Raw genomic sequence first — 14,212 nt, forward strand, 5'->3', positions numbered from 1 at the left:
AGCGTGAGGGAAACGCCCGGTTACATTCCGAACCCGGAAGCTAAGCCTCACAGCGCCGATGGTACTGCAGGGGGGACCCTGTGGGAGAGTAGGACACCGCCGAACAATTCTTCAAAGGGTGGAACCCCGGATTTCGATCCAGGGTTCCACCCTTTTTTGCTTTCCGTCATCCCCAGTTGCCGAGGCCGACGTAACTCCGAGGACCGCGGCCGTCGTTGCCGTACACCGCTTCGGACGGCCCGCCGAGATGGGCCGGTTGCGTGGGGTGCGGACGCCGGACGGCGGGGACGGCCACACGTATCAGCAGTATGTGGTGCGTGTGCCGGGAAACGGCCGGCCCGATCGGGACGCCTTCGCACGGGCCCTGCGGAGCAAGGGAGTTGGCTGCTGGGTTCCGGTGAAGACACTGGTGCACAAGCTGCCCGAATTCCGGCGCACTGACCCGACGCGACATGCAGCGGATCGTGGCCGCCTGCAACGCGCTCGGCGGGCTGCTCCAGCCGGCCTTCTGAACGCGTTTGGGAATGCGGGCTTGTTCGGGGTATGATCTATTCCGTTGCCGCGAGGGAAACCTCGAAAGCGACAGGCCCCTATAGCTCAGTCGGCAGAGCGTCTCCATGGTAAGGAGAAGGTCAACGGTTCGATTCCGTTTGGGGGCTCAGAAGAAATCCATGAGAAAGCCCCCGCCCTTCCGGGCGGGGGCTTTCTCATGTTTCCCTCTCACGCCACGCGCATCGCGAGGATCGCCATGTCGTCGGACGGGGCGTCCGACGCGAAGCGTTCCACGGCGCGCATGATGCGGGCCGCCACCGCGCCCGCGGTCAGGCCCGTGCAGGTCGTCAGGACGTCGGCGAGGCCGTCGTCGCCGAGCATGCGGGAGCCCTCGCGGCGTTCGGTGACGCCGTCCGTGACACACAGCAGGACATCGCCCGGGTCGAGGGTGAGGGTCTGCTCGTACAGCTCCAGGTCCTCGAGCACACCCAGCAGCGGCTGCGGTTCGGCGGCCGCCTCCACCGTCCCGTCCTGGCGCAGTCGCAGCGGGAGCGGGTGGCCGGCGCAGACCACCTTCAGTTCGGCGCTGCCGTCCTCCTGGGGGCGCATCTCGCCGTAGAGGAGGGTCAGGAAGCGGCTGCGGGCGCCCTCGTCCAGGATGGCGGAGTTGAGGCGCTCCAGGACCGCGGGACCGCTGAGGCCCTCCCGGGCGAGGAGTCTGAGGGCGTGCCGGGCCAGGCCGGTCACCGCCGCCGCGTTCGGGCCCGTACCGCAGACGTCGCCGATGGCGAAGCCGTAGGCGCCGTCGCTGATCGGGAAGAGGTCGTAGAAGTCGCCGCCGACCTCGTTGCCCTCGCCGGCCGCGCGGTAGATGACCTCGACCTCGACGCCGTCGATCTCCGGCAGTTCCGGCGGGAGCAGGCTGCGCTGGAGGGACTGGCTGATGGCCGTGCGCTCCGAGTACAGGCGGGCGTTGTCCAGGGCGAGGGCCGCCCGGCGGGACAAGTCCTCGGCCAGTTCGAGGATTTCCTGGCGGAAGTGTTCGTCGGTGGGCTTGCCCAGGGTCAGCATGCCGATGACGCGGTTGCGGGCGACCAGGGGCAGCACGACGGTCTCGCCGCCGACCGCGGAGGCGGTGGCGAGGGTCGGGCCGATGCCCGAGGCGACCTGATGGGGGGAACCGCCGGTGAGGCCCAGGCTGCGCATCGAGCTGCGCAGGGCCGCGTCGTGCGCCGCCTCGCCGGGGGCCGGCCAGACGCGGGCGCCGGGCGTGGGGACCGGGTCCGGCGGGGGGATCTTCGAGAGCAACGACTTGATGCCGTCGATGAGTTCCTCGTCCTCGTGCAGGACGTACGACAGATACGGCTCGGAGGCCTGGTCGGCGATCGTGTAGACCGCGCACCAGGTGGCGAGGGTCGGGACGGTCATCTGGGCCATCAGGGCGAGCGTCTGGTCGCGGTCCAGGGTGCCGGCCAGCAGGTCGGACGCCTCGACGAGGAAGCTGAGCGAGCCGCGGCGCAGGCGTTCCAGCTCGCCGAGGCGGGCCGACTCGACGGCGAGGGCGATGCGGTCGGCGGCGAACTGCAGGCGCAGCGCCTCCTCGTTGGAGTAGCGGCCGGGCGACTCGGCCGCGACGCCGAGGGAGCCCGTGAGGCGGCCCTCGACCTTGAGGGGGACGGTGACGACCGAGCGCATGCCCGTGCCGTTGAGCAGGGGGACCGCGCCGGGAACGGCCAGGAGGTCCTCGTGGACGGCCGGCATGCGCGCCGAGCCGTAGCGGCCGGGGCCGGCCTCGACGGGCACGCGCGCGAAGCGCTGCCGGGCGGAGGGCAGGCCGGTGGAGGCGCGGACCTCCAGTTCCGTCTCGTCGTCGGTCGCGAGGAGCAGGAAGGCGGAGTCGCCGTCGAGCATGTCGCGGGCGCGTTCGACGGTGCGCTGGAGGAGGCCGTCGAGGTCGTCCGGGGCCGGGGAGCCGATGAACACCTCGAAGGGGTCGGTGTTCTGGCCGTCGCTCGTGGGCGCCGGGTCGGACGTCGGCATGCGCAGCGGCGTCTGCAGGACCGCTCGTTCGTGGTCGCGGACCAGGAGGCAGACGGTGGAGGGTTCGCCGTCGGTGTCGCGGACGCGGAGGTGGGAGGCGTAGACGGGGGTGACGCGGCCGTCGGCGGCGCGGATGCCGTAGCTGCCCTCCCAGCGGGAGAGCTGCAGGGCCTCGGCGATGCCGGTGCCGGTGCCCGGGGTGTGCGGCCAGGCGGCGAGGTCGGTGAGCGGCTTGCCGATGACCTGGTCGGCCGGGTAGCCGAAGAGTTCCTCGGCGTCCTCGTTCCACGCGGAGATGGCGGCCGTGCGGTCGATCTGCACGACGGCGACGCGGACGCGGCCGTCGGCGATCGGCAGGAGGTCGGCCGGCAGGGAGGGGCCCGCCGCGCGTGTGCCGACGGGGCGCTCGGGGAGGGCGAGTTGGAACCAGACGTTCTTGTGGGTGGGGGTGTATTCCACGCCCCAGCGGCCGGCGAGGGCCGCGCACAGCTGGAGTCCGCGGCCGCCCTCGCGGTCGGGGCTGCCCATGGTGGCGGGGGAGCCCTGGAGGGGGATCTCGCGCTCCGGGTAGCGGTCGGCGACCTCGATGCGTACGCCGTCGTCGCTGCGCAGGCACAGGACGTCGGCGTGGGTGCCCGCGTGGACGACCGCGTTGGTCACGAGTTCGCTCGTGAGGACGACGGCGTCGTCGACGATGTCGGCGAAGCCCCAGCCCTGGAGCGTGTCGCGGACGAAGGAGCGGGCGGTCGCTACCGATCGCCCCACGGGCTCGAAACTGGCAGCCGCGCGCGCGGTGATCACAGAACTCCTCGGCCGGTCGTCGACGTGCAGGGCTGCCCGGCTGTCCGGGTCGCGCCGCTGGTGGGGCGGTCGCGCTCCCGTCGGCCGGGGGTCCGGGGGCTGTCCCCCAGGGATCAGTCCGGTGGTCATGTGTGCGGCCGCCCCTCCGATGCCCGCTCGTGCTCGTGCCACCGCCCAGACCGGTCGGACCGGCGCGGCTGGACAGCCGCATGCAAGGTTACTTACCTTCCCTGCCCGAGCGGATGCCGGTCACCAGTGTTTCCGCCCCCTGGGTGTGCGGACGATGTGCGAAGCTGCCGAACTGTTATGGCCTGGTTCGGTGAGGGTGAAACACTGGGCAGGCTTCTTGAGAAGGTCCGGGCGGAGTGGGTGTTTGCTGTGGACGGGGGGCAGCAGCCCCGCGGCAGCCTGTTTACATCGGGCAGAAATACGCAGCAGTACCTGGTATGCGATCTGTAGCACCTGAGCACAGCGGTAACGGTCGAACCCCTGCGGGAGGGACAAGTGGAGTCTGGCGCAGCGACGCGGAGCACTAAGGCGCGCGCGAAAGGCGGACCCTCCCTGGGCAAGCCGCGACCGTCCCGGGGCGGTACCACGGTGGTGGACACGGCGGCCCTGAACCGGCTTCTGGCGGCCCTGGTGTCGATGCGGGACGGGAATTTCCGCAAGCGGCTCACGGTGTCCGGCGACGGTGTGATGTCCGAGATCGCGGCGGTCTTCAACGAGGTCGCCGACCGCAATCTGCATCTCACGGGCGAGCTGTCGCGCGTACGGCGGGTGGTGGGGCGTGAGGGAAAGCTCACGGAACGGCTGGAAACGGGTGCCTGTGAGGGCTCCTGGGCGGCCGCCATCGATCACTCCAACGCGCTGGTCGACGACCTGGTACGGCCCGTTGCCGAGGTCGGCCGGGTGCTGTCGGCGGTGGCCGAGGGCGATCTGTCGCCGCGCATGGAGCTGCGGGCGCACACGCCGGAGGGGAACGGGCATCCGCTGCGCGGGGAGTTCCTGAAGGTCGGGCGGACTGTAAACAACCTTGTCGATCAGCTGTCGACGTTCACCGACGAGGTCACGCGCGTGGCCAGCGAGGTGGGCACCGAGGGCAAGCTGGGCGGGCAGGCCCAGGTGCGGGGCATGTCGGGTTCGTGGAAGGACCTGACGGAGTCCGTCAACACGATGGCGTACCGGCTGACGGCCCAGGTGCGGGACATCGCGTTGGTGACGACGGCGGTCGCCAAGGGTGATCTGTCACGGAAGGTGACGGTTCACGTCGCCGGCGAGATGCTGGAGCTGAAGAACACCGTCAACACGATGGTCGACCAGCTCTCCGCGTTCTCCTCGGAGGTGACGCGGGTCGCGCGTGAGGTGGGCACCGAGGGCATTCTCGGCGGTCAGGCGCAGGTCTCCGGTGTGGATGGGGTGTGGAAGGAACTCACCGACTCGGTGAACACCATGGCCGGCAATCTGACGGCCCAGGTGCGCGGGATCGCCGAGGTGACCACGGCGGTCGCCAACGGTGATCTGTCACGGAAGGTGACGGTTCCGGCGCGCGGCGAGGTCGCGCAGCTCGCCGACACGATCAACCAGATGACCGAGACGCTGCGGATCTTCGCCGACGAGGTCACGCGCGTGGCCAACGAGGTCGGCGCGGCGGGCCAGCTGGGCGGCCAGGCGAACGTGCCGGGTGCGGCGGGGACGTGGAAGGACCTCACCGACTCGGTGAACACCGTCTTCCGCAACCTGACCATCCAGGTGCGGGACATCGCGGCCGTGACGACGGCGGTCGCCAGCGGTGATCTGTCGCAGAAGATCACCGTCGATGTAGCCGGCGAGATGCTGGAGCTGAAGAACACCGTCAACGGGATGGTCGACCAGCTCTCCGGGTTCTCCTCGGAGGTGACGCGGGTCGCGCGCGAGATCGGTGTCGAGGGCGAGCTGGGCGGCCAGGCGCAGGTGCTGGGCGCGGCGGGGACGTGGAAGGACCTGACGGACTCCGTCAACACGGCGTTCCGTAACCTCACCGGACAGGTGAGGAACATCGCCCAGGTGACGACGGCGGTGGCCAACGGCGATCTGTCGCAGAAGGTCACCGTCGACGTGTCGGGCGAGATGCTTCAGCTGAAGAACACCGTGAACACGATGGTGGACCAGCTGTCGAGCTTCGCCGACCAGGTGACGCGGATGGCCCGGGACGTGGGCACCGAGGGCCGGCTGGGCGGTCAGGCGCGCGTGGACGGCGTCTCCGGCACCTGGAAGGAGCTCACCGACTCCGTCAACTCGATGGCGGGGAACCTGACCTCCCAGGTGCGCAACATCGCCCAGGTGACGACCGCCGTGGCCCGCGGCGACCTGTCGCAGAAGATCGACGTGGACGCGCGCGGGGAGATCCTGGAGCTGAAGAACACCATCAACACGATGGTCGACCAGCTCTCCGCCTTCGCGGACCAGGTGACCCGGGTCGCGCGCGAGGTGGGCACCGACGGGCGCCTGGGCGGTCAGGCGCAGGTGCCCGGCGTGGCCGGTGTGTGGCGGGACCTGACCGACTCCGTGAACGGAATGGCAGGAAACCTTACGGCCCAGGTGCGGAACATCGCGCAGGTGGCCACGGCGGTGGCGCGCGGTGACCTCTCGCAGAAGATCACCGTGGACGCGCGCGGGGAGATCCTGGAGCTGAAGAACACGCTGAACACGATGGTCGACCAGCTGTCGTCGTTCGCCCAGGAGGTCACCCGGGTGGCCCGTGAGGTGGGCACGGAGGGCATCCTCGGCGGTCAGGCCGAGGTGCAGGGTGTCTCCGGCACCTGGAAGGACCTCACCCAGTCCGTGAACTTCATGGCGAACAACCTGACCATTCAGGTGCGCAACATCGCCGAGGTCACGACCGCGGTCGCCAAGGGCGACCTGTCGAAGAAGATCACGGTCGACGCCAAGGGCGAGATCCTTGAGCTGGTCACCACGGTCAACACGATGGTCGACCAGCTGTCGTCCTTCGCCGAGCAGGTGACCCGGGTGGCCCGTGAGGTGGGCACCGAGGGCATCCTGGGCGGCCAGGCGCACGTGGCGGGTGTCACGGGCATCTGGAAGGACCTCAGCGACAACGTGAACCTGATGGCCAAGAACCTGACCATGCAGGTGCGCAACATCTCCCAGGTCGCGGCGGCGGTCGCCAACGGTGACCTGACCCGTACGGTGACGATCGAGGCGCGCGGTGAGGTCGCGCAGCTCGCCGACACGTTCAACACCATGGTGAAGACGCTGAGTTCGTTCGCCGACCAGGTCACCAAAGTGGCCCGTGAGGTGGGCACGGACGGCATCCTGGGCGGCCAGGCGCATGTGCCGGGTGTGGCGGGCACCTGGAAGGACCTCACCGAGTCGGTGAACCAGATGGCCTCCAACCTGACCGGCCAGGTGCGCAACATCGCGATGGTCACCACCGCCATCGCCAAGGGCGATCTGACCAAGAAGATCGACATCGACGCCCGGGGCGAGATCCTCGAACTCAAGACGACGATCAACACCATGGTCGACCAGCTGTCGTCGTTCGCCGAGGAGGTCACGCGCGTGGCCCGCGAGGTGGGCACCGAGGGGGCGCTGGGCGGCCAGGCACGCGTGCGCGACGTCGACGGCACCTGGCGCGACCTGACCGAGTCCGTGAACGAGATGGCGGGGAACCTGACCCGTCAGGTGCGGGCCATCGCGCGCGTGGCGACCGCGGTGACCCGCGGCGACCTCAACCTGAAGATCGACGTCGACGCGTCCGGCGAGATCCAGGAGCTGCAGGACTACATCAACAAGATGATCGCCAACCTGCGCGACACCACGATCGCCAACAAGGAGCAGGACTGGCTCAAGGGCAACCTCGCGCGCGTGTCGGCGCTGATGCAGGGCCGGCGCGACCTGGAGGACGTGGCGTCGCTGATCATGAGCGAACTGCCGCCGCTGGTGGCCGCCCAGCACGGCGCGTTCTTCCTCGCCATGCCGTTCGTCGAAGGCAAGGACGCCGAGGGCGCGGAGAACCAGTACGAGCTGCGGATGATGGGCTCGTACGGCTACTCGATGGGCTCCATGCCGACGTCGTTCCGGCCCGGTGAGGCGCTCGTGGGCACGGCGGCGGAGGAGAAGCGCACGATCCTCGTCGAGAACGCGCCCAGCGGCTATCTGAAGATCTCCTCGGGGCTCGGGGAGGCCCCGCCCGCCCAGGTGATCGTCCTTCCGGTGCTGTTCGAGGGGACGGTCCTCGGCGTGATCGAGCTGGCTTCCTTCACGCCGTTCACGACGATCCAGAAGGACTTCCTCAACCAGATCGCCGAGATGATCGCGACCAGCGTCAACACGATCTCCGTCAACACCAAGACGGAGCTGCTGCTGAAGCAGTCCCAGGAGCTGACCGAGCAACTGCGCGAGCGCTCCGCGGAGTTGGAGCAGCGGCAGAAGGCCCTCCAGGCCTCCAACGCCGAACTGGAGGAGAAGGCCGAACTGCTGGCCCAGCAGAACCGCGACATCGAGGTGAAGAACACCGAGATCGAAGAGGCGCGCCAGGTCCTGGAGGAGCGTGCCGAGCAGCTCGCGGTGTCCATGCGCTACAAGAGCGAGTTCCTCGCCAACATGTCGCACGAGCTGCGTACGCCGCTCAACTCGCTGCTGATCCTGGCCAAGCTGCTCGCCGACAACGCCGAGGGCAACCTCTCGCCGAAGCAGGTCGAGTTCGCCGAGACCATCCACGGCGCCGGCTCCGACCTGCTCCAGCTGATCAACGACATCCTCGACCTGTCGAAGGTCGAGGCGGGCAAGATGGACGTCTCCCCGACGCGCATCGCGCTGGTCCAGCTCGTCGACTACGTGGAGGCCACCTTCCGTCCGCTGACCGCGGAGAAGGGCCTCGACCTGTCGGTGCGGGTCTCGCCGGAGCTGCCCGCCACCCTGCACACCGACGAGCAGCGGCTGCTGCAGGTGCTGCGCAACCTGCTGTCCAACGCGGTGAAGTTCACCGACTCCGGATCGGTCGAGCTGGTCATCCGGCCCTCCGGCGCCGATGTGCCGCAGTCGATCCGCGAACAGCTGCTGGAGGCCGGTTCGCTGACCGACCCGGACGCGCCGATGATCGCCTTCTCGGTGACCGACACCGGTATCGGCATCGCGGCCAGCAAGATGCGGGTGATCTTCGAGGCGTTCAAGCAGGCCGACGGCACCACCAGCCGCAAGTACGGCGGTACGGGCCTGGGGCTGTCCATCTCGCGGGAGATCGCGCAGCTGCTCGGCGGTGAGATCCACGCGCAGAGCGAACCGGGACGCGGGTCCACCTTCACGCTGTACCTGCCGCTGCACCCGAGCGAGCTGCCGCCGCAGGGCTACCAGCAGAACCTGCCCGCCCTGGAGGCCGGCGACCTGGTGGCGTCGGAGAACGGGGCCGGCGAGCTGGGCGAGCTGGCCGAGGCGCACATCGAGACGCCGGCCGAGGTGAAGTCGTACCAGGAGACGCAGAACGGCGCCGCGGCGCTCTTCCGGCGCCGGCGCCGCTCCGCGGCCGCGGGCGAGCCGGGGGAGCAGTGGGCGGGCGCCGAGCAGGACGGCGCGCCGCACGCGAGCGTGGGGCTGCGCTTCGGCGGCGAGAAGGTGCTGATCGTCGACGACGACATCCGCAACGTGTTCGCGCTGACGAGCGTCCTGGAGCAGCACGGGCTGTCGGTGCTGTACGCGGAGAACGGCCGCGAGGGCATCGAGGTCCTGGAGCAGCACGACGACGTCGCGGTCGTCCTGATGGACATCATGATGCCGGAGATGGACGGCTACGCGACGACGACGGCGATCCGCAGGATGCCGCAGTTCTCCGGGCTGCCGATCGTCGCGCTGACGGCGAAGGCGATGAAGGGCGACCGGGAGAAGGCGATCGAGTCGGGTGCCTCCGACTACGTCACGAAGCCGGTCGACCCCGATCACCTGCTGACGGTGATGCGGCAGTGGATGCGGGAGGGCTGACGGCGATGACCTGGGGCGACAGGGAGGTACGGGAACTCCCGGCGCTCACGCGGAGTTGCTGACTCAGGGTGGCGGAGGCCGTGTAGGGACCCGGGATTCGGGGAACCTTCTGGTCTCCGCTTGCGTTCCTGCTACGTGCACAGTGACATCGCGGTGACAGGGTGTGGCGGCGGTCGGGGTGCGGCTACCATGACCGGCACAAGGAAGGGCGGCGCAAAGGAGTCGTCCCCAGGGGCGGCGCCCGGTGCACTGCCGGGGCGAGGAGGGCGGGCCATGGTGCAGAAGGCCAAGATCCTCCTGGTCGATGACCGGCCGGAGAATCTGCTGGCGCTGGAGGCGATCCTCTCGGCGCTCGATCAGACGCTGGTGCGGGCATCGTCCGGGGAAGAGGCGCTCAAAGCACTGCTGACGGACGACTTCGCGGTCATTCTGCTGGACGTCCAGATGCCGGGAATGGACGGATTCGAGACGGCCGCGCACATCAAGCGCCGGGAGCGCACCAGGGACATCCCGATCATCTTCCTCACCGCGATCAACCACGGCCCGCACCACACCTTCCGCGGGTACGCGGCCGGCGCGGTCGACTACATCTCCAAACCGTTCGACCCGTGGGTGCTGCGCGCGAAGGTCTCGGTCTTCGTCGAGCTGTACATGAAGAACTGCCAGCTGCGCGAGCAGGCGGCGCTGCTGCGGCTCCAGTTGGAGGGCGGCGGCAAGTCCGCGGCCGGCGGCGCCAAGGAACCCGCCGGGCTCCTCGCCGAGCTGAGCGCGCGGCTCGCGGCCGTCGAGGAGCAGGCCGAGGCGCTGTCCAAGCAGCTGGACGACGAGTCGGCGGACGCGGCCGCGGTGGCCACGGCGGCCCATCTGGAGCGCAAACTCACCGGCCTGCGCCGGGCGCTGGACGCGCTGGAGCCGGGCACCGGCACCGGCCCGGCCTCGGTGCCGTCGCAGAACTGATGTGACCGGCGCGCGGAGTTGTGCGTGAGTCCGCGTCAGCTCCGCGCCGCGCCAAGGGCGACACGAACGGGTGAAGCGGTGGTCACGCGTGTCCCCTGTCGTCTCCACCGGTAACCTCACACCTATGGCCTCACGTCCCTCCGCAGCCAAGAAGCAGCCCGCGAAGAAGGCGGCCGCTCCCGCGAAGGGTCCGGCGAAGAAGGCCGCCGCGAAGAAGGCCCCGGCGAAGAAGGCACCCGCCAAGAAGGCCGCGGCCAAGAAGCCCGCGCCTCCGCCGGCCCCCAGCCCCACCGGGGGCGTGTACCGGCTCGTGCGCGCCGTCTGGCTCGGCCTGGCGCACGCCGTGGGCGCGGTCTTCCGCGGCATAGGGAACGGCGCCAAGAACCTCGACCCGGCCCACCGCAAGGACGGCGTCGCGCTGCTGCTGTTCGGGCTCGCGCTGATCGTCGCCGCCGGCACCTGGGCCGACCTGAAGGGCCCCGTCGGCGACCTCGTCGAGATCCTGGTAACCGGCTCCTTCGGCCGTCTGGACCTGCTCGTGCCGATCCTCCTCGCGGTGATCGCCGTGCGGTTCATCCGCCACCCGGAGAAACCCGAGGCCAACGGCCGTATCGTCATCGGTCTGTCCGCCCTCGTCATCGGCGTGCTCGGGCAGGTCCACATCGCATGCGGCTCGCCCGCCCGCAGCGCCGGCATGCAGGCCATAAGGGACGCCGGCGGCCTCATCGGCTGGGCGGCGGCGACCCCGCTGACCTTCGCCATGACGGAGGTCCTCGCCGTACCGCTGCTCGTCCTGCTGACGGTCTTCGGCCTGCTGGTCGTCACCGCCACGCCCGTCAACGCCATCCCGCAGCGGCTGCGGCAGCTCGCCGTGCGCCTGGGCGTGCTGCACGACCACGAGTCCGAGACGGACGACGAGTACGGCGACGACGACGCGCGCTACGACGAGCAGTGGCGCGAGGCACTGCCCGCGCGCTCCCGCAGACGCCCGGGCGCCTCCCCGTCCTACGACCCCGACAGCGCCGAGGAGGAGGCCCTCACCCGGCGCCGCCGCCCCCGCCGCTCCGCGGTGCCGCAGCCCGCGATGGACCGCCGCATGGACGCCGTGGACATCGCCGCGGCTGCCGCCGCCGACCTCGACGGGGCCGTCCTGCACGGCATGCCGCCCTCGCCGATCGTCGCCGACCTCACCCAGGGCGTCAGCGTGGGCGACCGCGAGCCGACCACACCGACGCCCGTGCCGAGCCCGGCCGCGCGCCCGAAGCAGGAGAAGCTCACCTCGGGCATCGTGCCCGACCTGACCAAGTCGGCCCCGCAGGAGACGCGCGACCTGCCGCCGCGCGCCGAGCAGCTCCAGCTCTCCGGCGACATCACCTACGCGCTCCCCTCCCTGGACCTCCTCACGCGCGGGGGACCCGGCAAGGCCCGCAGCGCCGCCAACGACGCCGTCGTCGCCGCGCTGACGAACGTCTTCTCCGAGTTCAAGGTCGACGCCGCCGTCACCGGCTTCACCCGCGGTCCGACGGTCACGCGCTACGAGGTCGAGCTCGGCCCCGCCGTGAAGGTCGAGCGGATCACCGCCCTCACCAAGAACATCGCGTACGCCGTCGCCAGCCCGGACGTACGGATCATCAGCCCGATCCCCGGCAAGTCGGCGGTCGGCATCGAGATCCCGAACACCGACCGGGAGATGGTCAACCTCGGCGACGTGCTGCGGCTCGCCGAGTCGGCGGAGGACGACGACCCGATGCTGGTCGCCTTCGGCAAGGACGTCGAGGGCGGCTACGTCATGCACTCGCTGGCGAAGATGCCGCACATGCTGGTCGCCGGCGCCACCGGCTCCGGCAAGTCGTCCTGCATCAACTGCCTGATCACCTCGGTCATGATGCGGGCCACCCCCGAGGACGTCCGGATGATCCTCGTCGACCCCAAACGCGTCGAGCTCACCGCGTACGAGGGCATCCCGCACCTGATCACGCCCATCATCACCAATCCCAAGCGGGCCGCCGAGGCCCTCCAGTGGGTCGTACGCGAGATGGACCTGCGCTACGACGACCTCGCCGCGTACGGCTACCGGCACATCGACGACTTCAACAAGGCCGTGCGTGAGGGGACCGTCAAGGCGCCCGAGGGCAGCGAGCGGGTGCTCCAGCCGTACCCGTACCTGCTGGTGATCGTCGACGAGCTCGCCGACCTGATGATGGTCGCGCCGCGCGACGTCGAGGACTCGATCGTGCGCATCACCCAGCTCGCGCGCGCGGCCGGCATCCACCTGGTGCTCGCCACCCAGCGCCCCTCGGTCGACGTCGTCACCGGTCTGATCAAGGCGAACGTGCCCTCACGGCTCGCGTTCGCCACCTCGTCCCTGGCGGACTCGCGGGTCATCCTCGACCAGCCGGGCGCCGAGAAGCTCATCGGCAAGGGCGACGGGCTGTTCCTGCCCATGGGCGCGAACAAACCCACCCGCATGCAGGGCGCCTTCGTCACCGAGGGCGAGGTCGCGGCGGTCGTCCAGCACTGCAAGGACCAGATGGCGCCGGTCTTCCGGGACGACGTCACCGTCGGGACCAAGCAGAAGAAGGAGATCGACGAGGACATCGGCGACGACCTCGACCTGCTGTGCCAGGCGGCCGAACTGGTCGTCTCCACGCAGTTCGGGTCGACGTCCATGCTGCAGCGCAAGCTGCGCGTCGGCTTCGCCAAGGCGGGACGGCTGATGGACCTCATGGAGTCCCGGAACATCGTCGGGCCCAGCGAGGGATCCAAGGCGCGTGACGTCCTGGTCAAGCCGGATGAACTGGACGGAGTACTCGCGGTGATCCGCGGGGAGGGCGGGTAGGCATCTCGTGACCCAAGGGCGAGTCCGCCGTGACTCACCCGTTAGAGAGCCGCGGGCAACCGTTTCCCTTTGTCGCACGTCAAGTTGAGCGAGAGGACAGGTCCGGGTCCCATCCTCGGGGTCCGTACCTGGCCGACCATCGGTGTGTCCGGCCATACCGATGGCGTACAAAGTCCCACCGCCCGGTTGCCCCACCCTTTCGCACCCCCCCTAGACTGAACCTCCAGCACAGGTGGCTACACGCTCGAAAGGCGCCCCCGTGTCCATCGGCAACTCCCCTGAAGACGAGCGTCCGTTCGAAGACGCGTCCGAGGACGCCCCCTCCATCGGTCGCGCGCTGCGCCAGGCCCGCATCGCGGCCGGGCTGACCGTCGACGACGTCAGTACCGCCACCCGCGTCCGGATCGCGATCATCCACGCGATCGAGGCCGACGACTTCGCGCCCTGCGGCGGCGACGTCTACGCGCGCGGCCACATCCGGACCCTGGCCCGGGCCGTCCACCTCGATCCCGCCCCGCTGATCGCGCGGTACGACGCCGCCCACGGCGGCCGTCCCGCGCCGACCCCGGCCGCACCGCTGTTCGAAGCGGAACGCATCCGCCCCGAGCGGCGCGGGCCCAACTGGACCGCCGCCATGGTCGCCGCGATCGTCGCGGTGATCGGATTCGTCGGCTTCACCGCCTTCAAGGGCGGCGACGGCGACGGCGCGAAGGACCAGGTGGCCGAGGGCAGCACGCCCGCGGCGACCAAGTCCGCCGACGCCACGCCGAAGACCGACAAGCCCGCCGACCACACCCCCGCCCCCTCCGACAGCGCCATCGCCGCCGCCCCCCAGGACAAGGTCACCGTCCAGGTCAGCGCCACCGACGGCCGCAGCTGGATCGCCGTCAAGGGCCACAACGGCCGGCTGCTCTTCGACGGGCTGCTCAAGCAGGGCGAGTCCAAGACCTTCCAGGACAGCCAGAAGATCAACCTGGTCCTCGGTGACGCCGGGGCGATCGACCTGTACGTGAACGGCAAGAAGCTAGACGAGGACTTCCAGCCGGGCGCCGTGGAACGCCTGACCTACACGAAGGGCGACCCGCAGGTCGGCTGAGACCGCACCGCGCG

General features: G+C 69.9%; 5 protein-coding genes, 1 tRNA gene, 1 rRNA gene and 1 pseudogene. 7 read left to right on the forward strand and 1 reads right to left on the reverse strand.

Annotated elements, in window-relative coordinates; all coding sequences use genetic code 11:
* From rrf to ACZ5NW_RS00015, 3 genes and pseudogenes are all read left to right on the forward strand, one after another.
* Window positions 1–105, forward strand: a 5S ribosomal RNA gene (gene rrf, locus ACZ5NW_RS00005); the annotation flags it as partial.
* Between the two features lie 49 nt (window positions 106–154).
* A pseudogene (locus tag ACZ5NW_RS00010) lies at window positions 155–512 on the forward strand (DegT/DnrJ/EryC1/StrS family aminotransferase); the annotation flags it as partial.
* 74 nt (window positions 513–586) lie between these two features.
* Window positions 587–659: transfer RNA gene (locus ACZ5NW_RS00015), tRNA-Thr, on the forward strand.
* Between the two features lie 61 nt (window positions 660–720).
* On the opposite strand, the gene ACZ5NW_RS00020 is transcribed toward ACZ5NW_RS00015, so the two are convergent.
* Entirely contained in the window at window positions 721–3,462 is a 2,742-nt protein-coding gene (locus ACZ5NW_RS00020; protein ID WP_468741376.1) for a SpoIIE family protein phosphatase, read from the reverse strand.
* A 375-nt stretch (window positions 3,463–3,837) separates the two neighbouring features.
* On the opposite strand from ACZ5NW_RS00020, the gene ACZ5NW_RS00025 reads away from it, so the two are divergent.
* The 4 genes from ACZ5NW_RS00025 (at window position 3,838) to ACZ5NW_RS00040 (ending at window position 14,198) form a co-directional block, all read left to right on the forward strand.
* The gene (locus ACZ5NW_RS00025; protein ID WP_468741377.1) at window positions 3,838–9,306 is read left to right on the forward strand and encodes a HAMP domain-containing protein; all 5,469 of its coding nucleotides are present in this window, start codon (window positions 3,838–3,840) and stop codon (window positions 9,304–9,306) included.
* 273 nt (window positions 9,307–9,579) lie between these two features.
* The gene (locus ACZ5NW_RS00030) at window positions 9,580–10,263 is read left to right on the forward strand and encodes a response regulator (RefSeq protein ID WP_468741378.1); all 684 of its coding nucleotides are present in this window, start codon (window positions 9,580–9,582) and stop codon (window positions 10,261–10,263) included.
* Between the two features lie 124 nt (window positions 10,264–10,387).
* Window positions 10,388–13,102: a DNA translocase FtsK gene (locus tag ACZ5NW_RS00035; protein WP_468741379.1), complete on the forward strand. Its 2,715-nt coding sequence runs from the start codon at window positions 10,388–10,390 to the stop codon at window positions 13,100–13,102.
* A 259-nt stretch (window positions 13,103–13,361) separates the two neighbouring features.
* Complete coding sequence (locus ACZ5NW_RS00040) at window positions 13,362–14,198, forward strand: helix-turn-helix domain-containing protein (RefSeq protein ID WP_468741380.1); 837 nt, start codon at window positions 13,362–13,364, stop codon at window positions 14,196–14,198.
* Window positions 14,199–14,212 lie beyond the last annotated feature (14 nt).

The sequence above is a fragment of the Streptomyces sp. NPDC032126 genome, assembly GCF_055580085.1.